Raw genomic sequence first — 15741 nt, 5'->3', positions numbered from 1 at the left:
GCCACTCCCTTTACCGCCACTCACCCAAGGAGCGATGTACGTGAAGGACGCCTTCGGCACCCCGCAGTCCCTGCTGATCCTCGGCGGGACGTCGGAGATCGGGCTGGCCACCGCGCGCCGGCTGATCGCCCGCCGCACCCGTACGGTCTGGCTGGCCGGACGCCCCTCGCCCGCCCTGGAGACCGCCGCCGAGCGGCTGCGGGCGCTGGGCCCGGCCGGCCAGGACCGCGTGGACGTCCGTACGGTCGCGTTCGACGCCCTGGACCCCGGCACGCACGAGGAGGTGCTCGGGAAGGTCTTCGCGGAGGGCGACATCGACCTCGTGCTCGTCGCCTTCGGCATCCTCGGCGACCAGGCGCACGACGAGGCGGAGCCGCTCGCGGCCGTACGGGTGGCGCAGACGAACTACACCGGCGCGGTCTCGGCGGGCCTGGTGTGCGCGGGCGCGCTCCAGTCGCAGGGGCACGGCTCGCTGGTGGTGCTCTCGTCGGTGGCGGGCGAACGGGCGCGGCGCGCGGACTTCATCTACGGATCGAGCAAGGCGGGCCTCGACGCGTTCACCCAGGGCCTCGGGGACGCGATGCACGGCACGGGGGTGCATGTCATGGTCGTACGGCCGGGTTTCGTACGGACGCGGCGGACGGCGGGCCGCCCGGAGACGGCGCCGGTCGCGGTCTCGGTCACGACGCCGGAGGCCGTGGCGGTCGCCATCGAGCTGGGGCTGCGGCGGCGCTCGGAGACGGTGTGGGTGCCGGGGGCGCTGCGGGTGGTGATGGCGGGGCTGCGGCATCTGCCGCGCCCGCTCTTCCGCAGACTGCCGGTCTGAGGTTCCGTAGCCTCGGACCGGCAGTTGCGGTCTCTCAGGGGTGCACCGAGGGCCGGTCGGCCGGGGTGGACTGGGAGGGCAGCGATGTGGTCTCCCCGCCGCCGCCGAACGCGTACTCGTGCAGCTTGCGCCACACACCGTCCGTGCCCTGCTGGTACAGCGCGAAGGAGGCGCAGCTCCACTCCGCCGCGTACTCCGACAGCTCCTCGTACGCCCGGTCCATCGCCTCCTCGGCGATGCCGTGCGCGACGGTCACATGCGGGTGGTACGGAAACTGCAAGTCCCGTACGAGCGGCCCCGACGCGTCCCGGACCCGCTGCTGGAGCCAGGCGCAGGCCGAGGTGCCCTCCACGACCTGGATGTAGACCACCGGCGAGAGCGGGCGGAACGTACCGGTGCCGGAGAGGCGCATCGGGAACGGCCGGCCCGCCGCGGCGACCGTGGCGAGATGCGCCTCGATCGCGGGCAGGGCCGACGCGTCGACCTCGGTGGGCGGCAGCAGCGTGACATGGGTGGGGATGCTGTGCGCGGCGGGATCGCCGAAGCCCGCACGCCGCTCCTGGATGAGGCTGCCGTACGGCTCCGGGACCGCGATCGAAACGCCAAGCGTTACGGTCCCCACATCTGCTCCTCAGTAGTCCGTGTGTCCGGGTTGTGTCCGGGTCGGGTGGATTGGTTGGCGGGGGGGGTGTGACCGGCCGGCCGGGCCTGGGTGGTGCGGCCGGGCGCGGTCTCAGTGTTTGGCGGGCAGGAAGCCGATCCGGTCGTAGGTCTGGGCGAGCGTCTCGGCGGCGACGGCGCGGGCCTTCTCCGCCCCCGCGGCCAGGAGCGCGTCCAGGGTCTCCGGGTCGTCCAGATACTCCTGCGTACGCGTCCTGAACGGGGTGACGAAGTCGACCATCACCTCGGCCAGGTCCGTCTTCAGGGCACCGTAGCCCTTGCCCTCGTACCCACGTTCCAGATCGGGGATGGAGGTCCCCGAGAGGGTGGAGAGGATGGTAAGGAGGTTGGAGACGCCGGGCTTCTCCGCCGCGTCGAAGCGGATCTCCGTGCCGGTGTCGGTGACCGCGCTCTTGATCTTCTTCGCGGTGACCTTCGGCTCGTCCAGCAGATTGATCAGGCCCTTGGGCGTGGACGCCGACTTGCTCATCTTGCTCGCCGGGTCCTGGAGGTCGTAGATCTTCGCGACCTCCTTGACGATGTACGGCGCCGGGACCGTGAACGTCTCCCCGAAGCGGCCGTTGAAGCGCTCGGCGAGATCGCGGGTCAGCTCGATGTGCTGGCGCTGGTCCTCACCGACCGGGACGGCGTCGGCCTGGTAGAGCAGGATGTCCGCGACCTGGAGGATCGGGTACGTGAACAGCCCGACCGTGGCGCGGTCCGTGCCCTGCTTGGCGGACTTGTCCTTGAACTGCGTCATCCGGGACGCCTCACCGAAGCCCGTGATGCAGTTCATGACCCAGCCGAGCTGGGCGTGCTCGGGCACATGGCTCTGCACGAACAGCGTGCAGCGGTGCGGGTCGAGCCCGGCGGCGAGCAGCTGCGCCACGGCGAGCCGCGTGTTGGCGCGCAGCTCGGCGGGGTCCTGCGGAACGGTGATCGCGTGCAGGTCCACGACCATGTAGAAGGCGTCGTGGGTCTCCTGGAGCGCCACGTACTGGCGCACCGCACCGAGGTAGTTCCCGAGGTGGAACGAGCCTGCGGTGGGCTGGATCCCGGAGAGCGCGCGGGGAAGAGCAGAGGCCATGTTCACCATTCTCTCAGGTGCGACTGACAGGTCCGTGACGTCGCTCCCGTACGGGGACAGGGCGAGGATACGACGCCGGAAAACGGGGGAATCACATAAGGAAGGTAATAAATCAGCGGATAGATCATCACATAGCCCTTATGGGCCCAATCGAACGGAGATCCCGTGGAACCGGTGGCACCCCCGCGAACACCGGCCGCGCCGCCTCCGGCGGCCACCGCACGCGCCATCGCCGCGGTGGAGGCCCACAGCGCGCACAACTACCACCCGCTCCCCGTCGTCGTCGCCTCCGCCGAAGGCGCGTGGATGACCGATATCGAGGGGCGCCGTTTCCTCGATCTGCTCGCCGGGTATTCGGCGCTCAATTTCGGCCATGGCAACCGGCGGCTGATCGACGCGGCGAAGGCCCAGCTGGACCGGGTGACGCTCACCTCCCGCGCGTTCCACCACGACCGGTTCGCCGAGTTCTGCGCGCGGCTGGCCGAGCTGTGCGGCATGGAGATGGTCCTGCCGATGAACACGGGCGCGGAGGCGGTGGAGACGGCCGTCAAGACGGCCAGGAAGTGGGGTTACCGGGTCAAGGGCGTGCCGGACGGCATGGCAAAGATCGTGGTCGCGGCGGACAACTTCCACGGCCGTACGACGACGATCGTCAGCTTCGCGACGGACCCGGAGGCACGGGCGGACTTCGGCCCGTACACCCCCGGCTTCGAGATCGTGCCGTACGGCGACCTCACGGCCCTGGACGCGGCGCTGACGGAGAACGCCGTGGCCGTGCTGCTGGAGCCGGTCCAGGGCGAGGCCGGGGTACGGGTCCCGCCGGCCGGCTATCTGGCCGGGGTACGGCGGCTGACCCGCGAGCGGAACGTGCTCTTCGTGGCGGACGAGATCCAGTCGGGCCTGGGCCGTACGGGGAAGACGTTCGCCTGCGAGCACGAGGACGTCGTCCCGGACATGTACGTCCTCGGGAAGGCGCTGGGCGGCGGGGTGGTGCCGGTCTCGGCGGTGGTCTCCTCGGCGGCCGTCCTCGGCGTGTTCCGCCCGGGCGAGCACGGCTCGACCTTCGGCGGCAATCCGCTGGCCTGCGCGGTGGCGCTGGAGGTGCTGGCGATGCTGCGGACGGGCGAGTTCCAGCGGCGCGCCGCCGAGCTGGGCGACCATCTCCACCGCGAGCTGGGCCGGCTCCGGGAGACGGGCGCCGTCGAGGAGGTGCGGGGGCGCGGTCTGTGGGCGGGCGTGGACATCGCGCCGTCGCGGGGCACGGGCCGGGAGATCTCGGAGCGGCTGATGGAGCGGGGGGTGCTGGTGAAGGACACCCACGGCGCCACGATCCGGATCGCGCCGCCGCTGGTGATCAGCAAGGGGGACCTGGACTGGGGGCTGGAGCAGCTGCGGGCGGTACTGGCGGACTGAGCGGGTTCCTGGGTCGGGTATGGGGCCCCTGGTCGGTGCGGGGGTCCCGGGGCAGGGGTCCCGGGGCGGCCGGGCAGGGCCTACAGTCCCTTTGTGCTTCTTGGGATGATCTGCGCACTTGGCGCCGCGGTCTGTTTCGGCACCGCCTCCGTCCTCCAGGCCGTCGCCACCCGCACCGCCGAGCCGGGGACGGGGTCCGGGGTGGATCCGGCGCTGTTGCTGCGCGCGCTGCGGCAGTGGCGGTACGGGGCCGGGCTGGCGCTGGACGGGCTGGGGTTCGCCCTCCAGATCGTCGCGCTGCGCTCGCTGCCGATCTACGCGGTGGGCGCGGCGCTGGCGGCGAGTCTGGCGGTGACGGCGGTGGTGGCGGCGCGGCTGCTGGCGGTGCGGCTCAGCGGCGCCGAGTGGGGCGCGGTGGCGGTGGTGTGCGGAGGGCTCGCGCTGCTGGGGCTGGCGTCGGGGCCGGAGGGCCACCGCGCGGGGCCGGCGGCGCTGGGCTGGGTGATGCTGGCGGTGGCGGGCGCGGTGCTGCTGGCCGGTGCGGCGGCGGGCCGGCTCCCCGACCGGCCGCGCGCGCTGGTGCTGGGCCTGGGGTCCGGGTTCGGCTTCGGGGTCGTGGAGGTCTCGGTCCGGCTCATCGACGGGCCGGATCCGGCCAATCCGGCGCTCTACGCGCTGCTGCTGGGCGGGGGCGCGGCGTTCCTGCTGCTGACCTCGGCGCTCCAGCGGGGCTCGGTCACGACGGCGACGGCGGGCATGGTCCTCGGCGAGACGATCGGCCCGGCGCTGGTCGGCGTGGTCTGGCTGGGTGACCGTACGCGCGACGGCCTGGAGTGGCTGGCGGTGGCGGGCTTCGCGGTCGCGGTGGCCGGGGCGCTGGCGCTGGCGCGGTTCGGCGAACCGCCGACAGCCGGGGAGGCGGCCGGGGACACGCCAGGGAAGACGGCCGGGGGCGCGCCGTAACGGAATGCCCCCGGCCCGGGCAGTGCAGGGCAGAACAGAGCGGGCTAGCTCGGGAAGCCGCCGTACGGCCGGGTGATCGCCTCCAGGGCGTGGCCCGCCGGGTCGAGGAAGTAGATTCCCCGGCCGCCGTCGTTGTGGTTGATCTCGCCGGGGTGCTTCTGGTGCGGATCGGCCCAGAAGCCGATCCCGGCGTCCTGGATCCGCTGGAAGATCCCGTCGAACTCCGCCTCGGTGACCAGGAAGGCGTAGTGCTGCATGGTGATCGACTCGGCGGGGATGGTCGCGTAGTCGAGGGTGACCCCGTTGCTCAGCTCGACGGGGATGAACGGACCCGCTTGCTCACCGGCTTCGAGGTCCATGATGTGCGCCAGGAAATCCGCGGATTCCCGGTTGTCCCTGGCGTGGACGATGGTGTGATTCAACTGAACAGACACGGTGGAATGCCTCCGAAAGGCAGACTCACGGGCACCTCCATGCCTCACCCGGACGGTGACCGACACGCGATGCCGTACTGAAGATCCTAAAACGGACCGGCGCGCGCTGTCACGACGACGACGGCAGCGGCGGTGGCAGTGACGGGTGCGATGGCCGCGACGGCAGTACGCGCCGCAGCGCGTCCAGCGCGCCCGTCCACGCGCTGTCGGACGGCGTCCCGTACCCCACCACCAGCGCGTCGTACGGCGGCGACGGGTCGGCCGGGTGCCGGAAGCCGGACAGCCCCTCCAGCCTGAGCCCCCGCCGCCGGGCCACCGCGAGCGTCTCCCGCTCGGTCCCGGGCGGCAGCCGGACGACGGCGTGCAGACCGGCCGCGATACCGGTGACACGGATGTCCGGGGCCAACTCCGCGAGCGCGTCGACCAGTTGGTTGCGGCGGCGCCGGTAGCGGGCGCGCATGGCGCGGATATGGCGGTCGTACGCGCCCGAGGCGATGAACTCCGCCAGCGTCAGCTGCTCCAGCGTGCTCGACGCCCAGTCCACCTGGCCCTTCGCCGCCGCCACCTCCGCCACCAGCCCGCGCGGCAGCACCATCCAGGCGAGCCGCAGCCCGGGGGCCAGGGACTTGCTCGCCGTACCCATGAACACCACCCGCTCGGGGTCGAGCCCCTGGAGCGCGCCGACGGACTGTCCGTCGTAGCGGAACTCGCCGTCGTAGTCGTCCTCCAGGATCAGCCCGCCGGCCGCGCGTGCCCAGTCGACCGCGGCGGCGCGCCGCTCGGGGTGGAGGGCGCCGCCGGTGGGGAACTGGTGGGCGGGCGTGAGCAGGACGGCCCCGACTCCGGCCGGCGCCCCGGCCAGGTCCGCCAGTACCTCCGTGCGGCTGCCGCGCGCGTCGAGCGGCAGCGCGGGGGTGCGCAGCCCCGCGGCGGCCAGCAGGTCGCGGTGCGCGGGCAGCCCGTACGCGTCGACGGCCACCCCGCGCACGCGGCGCGCCCTGAGCACCTTCCCCAGCAGCATCAGCCCGTGGGCCGAGCCGGAGCAGACCACGATCCGCTCCGGCGACGCGTCCACGCCGCGCGTCCGCGCCAGATAGCCGGCCAGCGCGGTACGCAGCTCGATCCGGCCGCGCGTCTCGTCGTAAGCGCAGGCGAAGGCTTCGTACGGCGCGACGCTCAGCGCGCGGCGGGTGGCCTTGACCCAGGCCGCGCGCGGGAACGCGGAGAGGTCCGGGAAGCCGGGCAGCAGGCTGTACGCGGGCCGGTCGGCGGCGGCCGGATGCGGCGCGGCGGCGCTCACCGGCGCCCCTGCCGCCCCTGCCGTGCCCCGCCGGGGCGCGGGCCGCGCCGGCACGGCCCGCGCGGCGACCCGGGTCCCGGAGCCCTGCCGCGCGGTGAGCCAGCCCTCGGCGACGAGCGCGCCGTACGCGTCGGCGACGGTGTTACGGGCCACGCCCAGGTCAGCGGCGAGGGTACGGGACGACGGCAGCCGCGTCCCCGGCGCGAGCCGCCCGCCGCGCACGGCCTCGCGCAACGCGTCCATGAGCCCGGCCCGCAGCCCGGAGACCGCCCCCGGGCCTCGCAGATCCAGGTGGAGATCGACCCCGCCGATGCGCGTATTGGCCCAGGATTCCGTCACGGAAGTGGACCATACCCCTGTGCCACTGGCGGCGTACCGTCGTACGTATGACGAACGAATACGCAGCTCCGCACACCCCCCGCCTGGAGTGGACGAAGTCCTCCCCCGCGGTCTACAAGGCGATGGTCCAGCTCGACCGGGCGGCCCGCGAGGGCGTCGATCCGGTGCTGCTGGAACTGGTCAAGATCCGCGCCTCGCAGCTCAACCACTGCGCGTACTGCCTCGACATGCACACGAAGGACGCCCTGGCGGCGGGCGAGACCGTACAGCGCATCGTGCAGCTCAGCGCCTGGGAGGAGTCCCGGCACTTCTACACGGAGCGGGAGATCGCGGCGATCGAACTGACCGAGGCGGTCACGGTCCTGACGGACGGTTTCGTCCCGGACGAGGTCTACGGGCGGGCCGCCAAGGTCTTCGACGAGACCGAACTGGCCCGGCTGATCGCCGCGATTAACGTGATCAACGCGTGGAACCGCTTCGCGGTGACCACGCGCATGGTCCCGGGCGCCTACGAGGCAGGCACGTTCAACCACTGACGCCGGTAACCGCCCCTGGGCCCGCCGGCGGTCAGCGGCACAACGCGAGGATCTCCTCCTCGAACCGGGGAAACTCCCGCGCCGCCTCCTCCATGACCTCCCTGGCCGACCGCCGCGGCCCCACCGCGAACCGCTCGGCCAGGGCAAGCAGCCGCGGCACGGGCCGGGCGTCCCCGCCGCGCTGCTCCACGGCCTCGCAGGGACCGAGGCCGTCGGCCAGCAACCACAGGAAGCTGTCCAGGTCGCGGGCGACGACACCGACGTCGCCCTCCGACCCCAGAAAAACCACAGGCTGCTCCACCAGCCCCCGCCCCGCCCTGACCAGCCACAACGCCGCGTAACCCCCGGTCCCGTCCTGCCCGAACGGCCGAAAGGCATCACCGCTCAGCAGGGGGTTCCCGGTCCAGGCCCGTATCCAGTCGGTGGTGTCCTCAGCGGTACGGAAAGCGGCGAAGGGCTCGTAGTCGATGCCGTGCCCGTCGTCGTAGTCGAACTCAACCTCGGACATGGCGACAAGCGCGGGCGGAAATCGGCGGTCATCGGGCGATACGTCGATGCTCATGGATCACACCGTAATCGTGGGGTGCTGGGTCGGTTCAGGGTCCGACGGTCCGGTGGGGCCCTGCGGGTCAGTACCAAGGGGTAGACCGGGGTGTACGGGAGCGAGGTGCTGGGCGCCTGGTGCGGGGTGGGCCGCCCCTCCTCCTGCCAGTGTCGCGCCTCCAGGGAAGGAGTAAAGGGCGCTCCTCCGTCGCGTCGCTGCGCGATGGGCTGCGCCCACCCTTGACACCTCCCCTTCCGGCGCGTGTACGGAAGAGGGGGGGCGGCCGGGGGGAGGGGGCCCAAGGGGTGGCGCCGCACTGCGACTCGGCTCAGGGGCTGGCGGCCCGGTGGGCCCTGCGGGGCACGCGGCAGAGGAATGGGGCTGCCCGGCTCGTCTCAGCGGCTGACGGCCGCCCGTTGGCCGGGACACATGCCCGGCTGGTCACCGGGTGTGGGTTGTGGGGTCGCTGGGACGTGAGTGACAACAAGTGGGCCCCCGAAGGCAGTCCATGCGTCCCGGAGTGCCGCTAATACACCTGAGGACACATGTGCCGCCCAAAGAGCCCCCCAACCGCCCGCCAAAACGCCCCATATCGGGCAGATTGCTGGAGGTGTCCGGCCCGCAGACCCGGCCGGGCAGCAGAACCCGCCCACCTTCCGGGCAGCACAACGCGACGGTGACCAGCGGGGCTTGAGTCTCAGCACACAGCGGACCGTCAGCCGCCGAGACGGGGCCGAGTCACCCCACTCCTCTGCCGCGTAGCCCCGCAGGGCCCACCCGCCCGCCGGACCCTGAACCGACCGGCAGGACAGCGGACCCCTTGGGCCCCCTCCCCCCGGCCGCCCCCCCTCTCCCGTACACGCGCCGGAAGGGGAGGTGTCAAGGGTGAAGCGAAGCGCAATCGGCGCAGCCGACGCGACGAAGGAGCGCCCTTTACACCTCCCCTGGAGGCGCGACACTGACAGGAGGAGGGGCGGCCCACCCCGCACCAAGCGTCCAGCACCTCGCCACCGTACATCCCGCTCTACCCCTTGGTACTGACCCGCACCCGACAACCCCACAGGGCACCGGTATCGGCCAGCCGTGCAAACCCCCACGAAGTCACGCACAACCGCCCCCAGAGCTACGGCAGCCAGCGCCCGCGTCCGAGTATGCGGGGGACCTGGCGGCTGGGGATGGTGATGTGGACGGGGTTGCGGTGGCAGTGGCAGGTGTAGGAGTACGTCTCCTCGGGCTCCACCCACAGAGGTGGTGGCGGTGGCGCGCCCTCGTCTCCCCTTGCTCCGGCCGCGTAGAGCACGCCGAGCACCAGCGTGGTGAAGCTGATCGCGAGGGCAACCATGCCCCAGAAGGTCCGCTCGTCCATGGTGACGGTCACCGTTCCGGCAGCTCAAGGCCGATCTCGGCGAACACGGTCTTCCCGACCGTACGTGGCCCAACACCCCACCGGTCGGCCAGCTCCCGGACGATGACCAGCCCCCGGCCGAAGCAGTCCCCGTCACCCGCGACACGCGGAACCGGCAGCCGCTCCTCACGTGCGTCACTGACCTCGATCCGGAGGACGTCCGTACGAAGAGTGACGCGCACCTGAAAAAGCCGCCCACGCAGACAGCCGTGCAGCAGCGCGTTGGTGGCCAGCTCGCTGACCAACAGGGCCGCCGACCAGGCGAGTTCGGGCCGCCCCCACTCGGCGACCACCTGCCCGGCCCGCCGCCGCGCGAGCGTCACGCTGCCGGTGACGGGGGCGTAGCTCAGGCAGTCCTCGAAGAGGACGACCGGCGCCACCGGGACGAACTCCTGCGGTCCGGGGACCTCTTGGTCTGCGGTCATGGACGCGCACCTCCTTGTGCGGTGGGTGTGCCCGTACGGGGGCGGCCGCCGGCTTCCTCCGCCGGGCGGCACCACCGTGTGAGCGGTTCGTCACCGACGGTAGAGCAGCTGGCATGACGCCAGCAACCCCGACTGCGGGAAACATCTACTCGAACGCGCTTGTTCCCGACCCTCCATCGGTTGCAGACTGGGGCCACATCACGGAGGAGAGAGAGCCAGTGCCAGAGAGTCGGACCAGCCGAGGAACCTCGGTCTCCACCGTCCTCGCCCGGAGGTTGGGCAGCGAACTGCTGCGTCTGCGCGAGGCCGTTGGCCTCAAGCAGCCGCACGCGGCCGAGGCACTCGGCGTATCCGTCGCGAAGGTCGCCAAGGTGGAACGGGGCTGGGTGCCGGTGCGCGACCTGGACATCAAGGCACTGTGCGAGCTGTACGAGACCAGGGACCCGAAGACGGTCGCGAGCCTCCTCGCGCTCGCCAAGGCGGACCGGGACCGGCGCAAGGCCAAAGGCTGGTGGAAGCAGTTCCCGGAGTTGGGCACCCAGGTCGAGTACGCGGCGCTGGAAGATGTCGCCGCGCAGGTGCGCACTCAGCAGCTCAACGTCGTCCCCGGACTGCTCCAGACCGCCGACCACGCACGCGCCCTGGCGGTCGGCTGCGAAGCGTGGTCAGGGCCGGACGAGGTGGAGCGCGTCGTGCAAGCACGCCTCGCCCGCCAGCAGCGGCTCGACGGCGCGAACCCGCTCCAGCTGTGGGCCGTGATCGCGGAAGGTGTCCTGCATCAGCAGGTGGGCGGCCCCAGCACAATGCGCGCGCAGCTCACCCACCTGCTCAAGCTCACCGAGCGCCCGAACATCAAGGTCCAGATACTTCCGTTCACCTCCGGCGCACACGCGGGCCTGGGAGGCGCCTTCAACATCCTGTCGTTCGCCGAACCTGGCGCGTTGGACGTGGTCTACCTGGACACCCCTGCGTCTAGCCTGTGGGTGGAGAGCGAACAGGACGCGGCCCGCCACACGACCATCTTCGAGCACGTCGTGCGGAACTCCTTGCCGCCGACCGACTCTCAGTCGCTCATCAGGCGCGCGCTCAAGGAGCTTTAGTTCAGATGTTCCCCTACGAATTCACGAAGTCCAGCCACAGCATCGGCAACGGCGAATGCGTCGAGGTGGCCACCAACGCCCCCGACGCCGTCGCCATACGCGACTCCAAACACCCCACCGGCCCCATACTCCGCCTCACCCCCACCACCTGGACCACCTTCCGCAACGCGGTCAGCGCACCGGCGGACGCACGAGGACACTGAGTTGTCCCCCGAGCAAGGGCGCCCCTTCACCTTCGTGAAGTCCTCCTACAGCGCCGCGGGCGGCGAATGCGTCGAGGTGGCCACCAACGCCCCCGACACCGTCGCCATACGCGACTCCAAACACCCCACCGGCCCCATACTCCGCCTCACCCCCACCACCTGGACCACCTTCCGCAACGCGGTTGGCACACCAACGGACCCACAGGAATCCGAGTCGCCACTCGTGAGGAAGGCCTGCGATGCCGCAGAGCAGCGTGCCAAAGTTCTCTGACCTGATCTCCGATTGTCATCGGTCCGCCGTGCATCTGGAGATGCGTGATGTCTACGGCGTCGCGTCGGAGGCCGAGGACTTCGCGGAGTGGCAGAAGTACGGACGGATCACGCCGGCTTCCGTGGAAGGACGGCGCCCGTGGCTCGACCTCGTACAAGGCGCGGTCCGGCGGGGTGTGGAGATCCGCAGGGCACGTGTGGTGTCCGTACCGGTGAGCGAGTACATACGGTACGAGCATGCCGGTACGTATCTCAATGTGGCGGCGGGCGAGAAAGTCCGGTGGCTGCCCCGTCGGCTCGCGTCGGCTCTTGTCCTTCCCGGAAACGATCTGTGGCTCTTCGACAACCGGCTGATTCGCTTCGGCCACTTCGGCGGCGACGGCTCTTCGGCCGGACACGAACTGTGTGAGGATCCGGCCGTGATCAAGCAATGCTCCGCGGCCTTCGAGTCGGTATGGGAACTGTCCACGCCACACGAGGATTTCGAAGTCTGACGCGTACATCCCCCGCAATCGCCGGCCTGTGTCCGCCTACCCGTCGTCCAACGTCGAGACTGCCCGCAAGGCTGTCGCGGCGAGGCTGCGTGAGCTGCGCTTGGATGCCGGGCTGAAGGGCCATGAGCTGGCTTCTCGCTGCGGCTGGCACAAGTCCAAGACGTCACGTCTGGAGAGCGCGGCCACTCCGCCGTCGGACAGCGACATCCGTACATGGTGCGAGGTTTGCGGCGTCGCCGACCAGGCTGCCGACATCATCGCGGCATCCCGCACCGCCGACTCCATGTATGTGGCGTGGCAGCGACTCCAGCGCACGGGGCTGCGCCGACTGCAAGAGTCCCGAGTGCCGCTGTACGAACGGACCCGGCATTTCCGGGGGTACGCCTCGCATGTGGTACCCGGGCTGCTCCAGACGCCCGCCTACGCTTCCGCCCTGTTGTCGGCCGTCGGACGGTTTCACGGCGCACCGGACGACACCGCCGAGGCGGTCGCCGCGCGTATGAACCGGTCCAGGGTTCTCCACAGGGGCGACCGTCGATTCGTTCTGGTCGTGGAGGAGTCCGTGCTGCGCTACCAAATCGGGGACGTGCGGACCATGGGCGGCCAGCTCGGGCACCTGCTGTCGGTGATGTCGCTGGCATCGGTCTCCCTGGGCGTCATCCCTCTCTCCGCGCGAGAGCGGGGCATCTGGACGCTTGAAGCGTTCAATGTCTTTGACGAGCAGCGGGTTCATGTGGAATTGCTGTCCGCTCAGATCACGGTCACCGCGCCCAGTGAGGTCGCGCTGTACATGAGGGCCTTCGCAGAGCTGCGGGAGATGGCCGTCTACGGTGCCGAGGCCCGTGGCCTGATCACGTCCGCCGCCGACTCGCTGACGTGAGGACCGTGAAGACTCGCGTGCAACTTCGTAGGACTCGCTTGGTGCTGAAGGGCCATCGTTCCTAGCGTGGTCTCGCCGGGAACGTCCGCCGGATCGGTGGCCGTTCCCGTCTCGCGCCGCTGCGCCCGGCCCCTCATCAGCACGCACGACACGAAGGAAGCCCTGTGACCGATGCGACCGTCGACTCAGACGCCGCCACCGCCCTGCGCGACAAGGCTGTTGACGAACTGCGCGCGGCCGGCACGATCGTCTCGCCCCGGATCGAAGCCGTGATGCGTACGGTCCCGCGCCACCTGTTCACTCCGGGGGCCACTCTGGACGAGGCCTACCAGGTCTACTCGGCCTTCGTCACGAAGGTGGACAGGCACGGCGTACAGCTCAGTTCGGTATCCGCGCCGCAGATCCAGGCGATGATGCTGGAGCAGGCCAGGGTCCAGCGCGGAGACCATGTGCTGGAGATCGGCTCCGGCGGGCTCAATGCCGCCTATCTGGCGGAACTCGTGGGACCGGACGGCGCTGTGACCACGGTCGACATCGACCCGGAAGTCACCGCCCGGGCTGCACGCCTCCTGGCCGGCAACGGCTACGGCCACGTGCGTGTGGTCACCGCGGACGCCGCGGAGCCGATTCCCGGGGTGGGAAAGGTCGATGCCGTCCTGGTGACCGCCGGGGCCTGGGACATCCCGCCGGCCTGGACCCAGCAGCTCAAACCGGGCGGGCGCCTCGTGGTGCCACTGCGGGTACGCGGCCTGACCCGGGCCCTCGGTTTCACGCTGGTTGACGGCCACTTGGAGAGTGAGTCCTCGAAGGTGTGCGGCTTCGTGCCCATGCAGGGCGCTTCCGCTCATCAAGAGGAACTGCTGCTCGTCACCGGCACCCCGGAGATTGGCCTCCGGTTCGACGACGGACTGCCCGAAAACCCTGGCCTCCTGGACAACGCGGTCCGTACGCCCAGGGTCGAGCTCTGGACGGGCATCACGCTCGGTATCAGCGAGCTCCTGGACACGCTCCAGATGCACCTGGCGATCGCACTGCCCGGGTTCTGCATCATGGCCGTCGACCCCGACCTGGACACCGGCATCGTTGCCCCGGCCAACAGAAGTTTCGCCCTCGCTGCCGTGGAGGGCGGCAGCTTCGCGTACCTCACCACCCGCCGCACCGAGGATGACAAGCACGTCGAGTTCGCTGTGCATGCCCTTGGTTCCGATGCCGGATCCCTTGCCGGCAAGGTCGCCGGACACCTGCGCGACTGGAACCGCGAGCACCGCGGCGGCCCCGGCCCCGTCGTCCGGGTCTATCCGGCAGGCACTCCCGACGACCTGATTGCGGGTGGCCGGGTCGTCGGTGGCCGGGTCATCGACAAGGTCCACAGCCGGATCTCGCTCTCCTGGCCCCCGGCATAGCCGTCGGAGTCAGGTCGTCATGCACCGCTCCACCAGACCGGGAAGAGAGTGAACGCCATGATCGACGGTCCTACCGCACTGGCCGCGCGGCCGGACGGCGCCGCTCAGGACGACGACTTCGCACCGCTCGACATCAAGATCGTCGTTGCCGTCCACCCGATCGGGAAGCTCATGTGCGCCACGAATGACGGCTGCGGCCAGACGTGCGCGAACGGTGCCTCCGCATGCAGCTCGTTCATCGAGGATCCGGCCTGACGGCTCCTTCGCCGTGGGCCGGGTGTGATCCGCCCGGCCCACCGGCAGCGGCCTAGGGCCTGTCCGGCAAATAGCGCCGTCCGCCCGTAGGGCGGGGCTCGCGGTGTCTGGTGCGTGCGATCGCAAGGCGGAGGGTCGCCCCAGTACTGGACGTACTGGGGTGATCCCGACAACGCGGCGAGCGTGCGTGCCAGGCGTCGCGAGCCAGGCGGGATTTGTCGGACAGGCCCTAGGTCCTGTCCGGCGGATCACTGGCGGAGCCAGAGTCGGATCGCGGCGGCGGTGACGGTGCCGTGGAAGACGTAGGCCCGCTTGTCGTAACGAGTGGCGACCGCGCGGGAGTTCTTGAGCCGGTTGATGGTCCGCTCGACCTCGTTGCGGCGCCGGTAGCGGTCGCGGTCGAAGCCGGCGGGTCTGCCACCGCTGCTGCCTCTGCGTTGGCGGTTGGCCCGCTGGTCCTTCGGTTCCGGGATCGTGTGCCGGATGTGGCGTCTTCGCAGGTAGCGGCGGTTTCGGCGGGAGCTGTATGCCTTGTCGCCGCTGACGTGGTCGGGCCTGGTTCGGGGGCGTCCGCCCCGTGGCCGGGGGACCCGGATTCGGTCCAGGACCTCGACCATCTGCGGGGCGTCGCCCCACTGACCCGGCGTGAGCAGGAGGGCCATGGGGCGGCAACCGCCTTCGCCGGCGAGGTGGATCTTGCAGGTCAGGCCGCCCCGGGACCGTCCGAGTCCCTCGTCGGGGCGGTGGTGCCGGGGCGTCGTCCTTTTTTCGGGATCCGCGGACGGGCCTTGCGGGCGCCGGCCGCGTGCTGATGGGCCCGGCAGGACGTCGAGTCGATGCCGATCATCGACCAGTCGATCCGCCCGGCCAGGTCGGCGTCGGCCTGGACCGCGTGCAGGATCCGGTCCCAGGTACCGTCCGCCGACCAGCGGCGATGCCGTTCATAGACGGTCTTCCACGAGCCATAGCGTTCCGGCAGGTCACGCCACGGGACACCGGTCCGGACCCGGAAGAGGATCCCGTTGACCACGGTGCGGTGGTCGTTCCACCGGCCGCCCCGGCCACCCAGAGATGGCAGATGCGGCTCCAGCAACGACCACTCGCGGTTCATCAAATCCCCCCGACCCATACCCGAACCAACGAGCGACCGGTCAGAAGGTCACATGATCCGCCGGACAGGACCTAGCCCCCTCAAACGCCGCCG

The 15741-nt window shown here is 70.8% G+C and carries 19 protein-coding genes; 11 read left to right on the top strand and 8 right to left on the bottom strand.

What is annotated here, in order from left to right; all coding sequences use genetic code 11:
* The first annotated feature begins 40 nt into the window (after window positions 1–40).
* Entirely contained in the window at window positions 41–826 is a 786-nt protein-coding gene (locus DVK44_RS21720; RefSeq protein WP_114665342.1) for a decaprenylphospho-beta-D-erythro-pentofuranosid-2-ulose 2-reductase, read from the top strand.
* Between the two features lie 34 nt (window positions 827–860).
* Here DVK44_RS21720 and DVK44_RS21715 read toward each other — a convergent pair whose 3' ends face one another.
* Together DVK44_RS21715 and trpS are read right to left on the bottom strand one after the other, a co-directional pair.
* Window positions 861–1448 carry a 2'-5' RNA ligase family protein gene (locus tag DVK44_RS21715; protein ID WP_114661162.1) on the bottom strand — a complete coding sequence of 196 codons (588 nt, stop codon included), beginning with the start codon at window positions 1446–1448 and terminating at the stop codon, window positions 861–863.
* A 111-nt stretch (window positions 1449–1559) separates the two neighbouring features.
* A complete protein-coding gene (gene trpS / locus DVK44_RS21710; protein ID WP_114665341.1) occupies window positions 1560–2573 on the bottom strand; it encodes a tryptophan--tRNA ligase in 1014 nt (337 codons plus the stop codon).
* A 174-nt stretch (window positions 2574–2747) separates the two neighbouring features.
* Between trpS and rocD the strand changes: the two genes are divergently transcribed.
* On the top strand, window positions 2748–3986 hold the full coding sequence (gene rocD / locus DVK44_RS21705) for an ornithine--oxo-acid transaminase (protein ID WP_114665340.1): 1239 nt from the start codon (window positions 2748–2750) through the stop codon (window positions 3984–3986).
* A gap of 105 nt (window positions 3987–4091) precedes the next feature.
* A complete protein-coding gene (locus tag DVK44_RS21700) occupies window positions 4092–4949 on the top strand; it encodes a DMT family protein (protein ID WP_114661161.1) in 858 nt (285 codons plus the stop codon).
* Window positions 4950–4993: 44 nt separating this feature from the next.
* Here DVK44_RS21700 and DVK44_RS21695 read toward each other — a convergent pair whose 3' ends face one another.
* Complete coding sequence (locus DVK44_RS21695) at window positions 4994–5383, bottom strand: VOC family protein (protein ID WP_114661160.1); 390 nt, start codon at window positions 5381–5383, stop codon at window positions 4994–4996.
* Between the two features lie 109 nt (window positions 5384–5492).
* The gene (pdxR, locus tag DVK44_RS21690; RefSeq protein WP_114661159.1) at window positions 5493–7022 is read right to left on the bottom strand and encodes a MocR-like pyridoxine biosynthesis transcription factor PdxR; all 1530 of its coding nucleotides are present in this window, start codon (window positions 7020–7022) and stop codon (window positions 5493–5495) included.
* A 47-nt stretch (window positions 7023–7069) separates the two neighbouring features.
* On the opposite strand from pdxR, the gene DVK44_RS21685 reads away from it, so the two are divergent.
* Window positions 7070–7558, top strand: a complete 489-nt coding sequence (locus tag DVK44_RS21685; RefSeq protein WP_114661158.1) for a carboxymuconolactone decarboxylase family protein — start codon at window positions 7070–7072, stop codon at window positions 7556–7558.
* Window positions 7559–7589: 31 nt separating this feature from the next.
* Here the strand turns inward: DVK44_RS21685 and DVK44_RS21680 are convergent, their stop codons facing one another.
* The 3 genes from DVK44_RS21680 to DVK44_RS21670 all read right to left on the bottom strand — a co-directional run bounded on the left by DVK44_RS21680 (window position 7590) and on the right by DVK44_RS21670 (window position 9932).
* Window positions 7590–8120: an SMI1/KNR4 family protein gene (locus DVK44_RS21680; RefSeq protein ID WP_114661157.1), complete on the bottom strand. Its 531-nt coding sequence runs from the start codon at window positions 8118–8120 to the stop codon at window positions 7590–7592.
* Window positions 8121–9225: 1105 nt separating this feature from the next.
* Entirely contained in the window at window positions 9226–9468 is a 243-nt protein-coding gene (locus tag DVK44_RS21675; RefSeq protein ID WP_162793993.1) for a hypothetical protein, read from the bottom strand.
* Between the two features lie 8 nt (window positions 9469–9476).
* Window positions 9477–9932 (bottom strand): ATP-binding protein, encoded by a 456-nt coding sequence (locus tag DVK44_RS21670; RefSeq protein ID WP_114661155.1) that lies wholly within the window; start codon window positions 9930–9932, stop codon window positions 9477–9479.
* Between the two features lie 218 nt (window positions 9933–10150).
* Between DVK44_RS21670 and DVK44_RS21665 the strand changes: the two genes are divergently transcribed.
* The 7 genes from DVK44_RS21665 (at window position 10151) to DVK44_RS21635 (ending at window position 14537) form a co-directional block, all read left to right on the top strand.
* Window positions 10151–11032 carry a helix-turn-helix domain-containing protein gene (locus DVK44_RS21665; RefSeq protein WP_228447305.1) on the top strand — a complete coding sequence of 294 codons (882 nt, stop codon included), beginning with the start codon at window positions 10151–10153 and terminating at the stop codon, window positions 11030–11032.
* A 5-nt stretch (window positions 11033–11037) separates the two neighbouring features.
* Window positions 11038–11235, top strand: a complete 198-nt coding sequence (locus DVK44_RS21660) for a DUF397 domain-containing protein (RefSeq protein WP_114661153.1) — start codon at window positions 11038–11040, stop codon at window positions 11233–11235.
* 34 nt (window positions 11236–11269) lie between these two features.
* Window positions 11270–11506, top strand: a complete 237-nt coding sequence (locus DVK44_RS37815) for a DUF397 domain-containing protein (RefSeq protein ID WP_331461652.1) — start codon at window positions 11270–11272, stop codon at window positions 11504–11506.
* Window positions 11475–11999, top strand: coding sequence for a DUF6879 family protein (locus DVK44_RS21650; protein WP_114661151.1), 525 nt, complete (start codon window positions 11475–11477; stop codon window positions 11997–11999). Before DVK44_RS37815 ends, DVK44_RS21650 begins: the two co-directional genes overlap by 32 nt.
* Before the next feature lie 28 nt (window positions 12000–12027).
* Window positions 12028–12879 (top strand): helix-turn-helix domain-containing protein, encoded by an 852-nt coding sequence (locus DVK44_RS21645; protein ID WP_114661150.1) that lies wholly within the window; start codon window positions 12028–12030, stop codon window positions 12877–12879.
* A 164-nt stretch (window positions 12880–13043) separates the two neighbouring features.
* Window positions 13044–14282, top strand: a complete 1239-nt coding sequence (gene fxlM / locus DVK44_RS21640; protein ID WP_114661149.1) for a methyltransferase, FxLD system — start codon at window positions 13044–13046, stop codon at window positions 14280–14282.
* 57 nt (window positions 14283–14339) lie between these two features.
* Window positions 14340–14537, top strand: a complete 198-nt coding sequence (locus tag DVK44_RS21635; RefSeq protein WP_114665339.1) for an FxLD family lanthipeptide — start codon at window positions 14340–14342, stop codon at window positions 14535–14537.
* Between the two features lie 248 nt (window positions 14538–14785).
* On the opposite strand, the gene DVK44_RS21625 is transcribed toward DVK44_RS21635, so the two are convergent.
* A protein-coding gene (locus tag DVK44_RS21625) for an IS5 family transposase (protein ID WP_114658164.1) occupies window positions 14786–15666 on the bottom strand; the annotation gives its coding sequence in 2 pieces (ribosomal slippage) (window positions 14786–15306 and window positions 15306–15666; 882 coding nt in all).
* Window positions 15667–15741: the final 75 nt, after the last annotated feature.

Source organism: Streptomyces paludis (assembly GCF_003344965.1).
Taxonomy (GTDB): domain Bacteria; phylum Actinomycetota; class Actinomycetes; order Streptomycetales; family Streptomycetaceae; genus Streptomyces; species Streptomyces paludis.
Note: the sequence above shows the minus strand (reverse complement) of the source record. Positions and strands in the feature narration are given on the sequence as shown.

What these genes read in the sequence shown, in the direction of transcription:
- DVK44_RS21700 (WP_114661161.1), top strand. Translation starts at nt 4,092, where the DNA reads ATGATCTGCGCACTTGGCGCCGCGGTCTGTTTCGGCACCGCCTCCGTC.
- DVK44_RS21680 (WP_114661157.1), bottom strand. Translation starts at nt 8,120, where the DNA reads ATGAGCATCGACGTATCGCCCGATGACCGCCGATTTCCGCCCGCGCTT.
- trpS (WP_114665341.1), bottom strand. Translation starts at nt 2,573, where the DNA reads ATGGCCTCTGCTCTTCCCCGCGCGCTCTCCGGGATCCAGCCCACCGCA.
- DVK44_RS21675 (WP_162793993.1), bottom strand. Translation starts at nt 9,468, where the DNA reads ATGGACGAGCGGACCTTCTGGGGCATGGTTGCCCTCGCGATCAGCTTC.
- DVK44_RS21650 (WP_114661151.1), top strand. Translation starts at nt 11,475, where the DNA reads ATGCCGCAGAGCAGCGTGCCAAAGTTCTCTGACCTGATCTCCGATTGT.
- DVK44_RS21685 (WP_114661158.1), top strand. Translation starts at nt 7,070, where the DNA reads ATGACGAACGAATACGCAGCTCCGCACACCCCCCGCCTGGAGTGGACG.
- DVK44_RS21635 (WP_114665339.1), top strand. Translation starts at nt 14,340, where the DNA reads ATGATCGACGGTCCTACCGCACTGGCCGCGCGGCCGGACGGCGCCGCT.
- DVK44_RS21670 (WP_114661155.1), bottom strand. Translation starts at nt 9,932, where the DNA reads ATGACCGCAGACCAAGAGGTCCCCGGACCGCAGGAGTTCGTCCCGGTG.
- DVK44_RS21660 (WP_114661153.1), top strand. Translation starts at nt 11,038, where the DNA reads ATGTTCCCCTACGAATTCACGAAGTCCAGCCACAGCATCGGCAACGGC.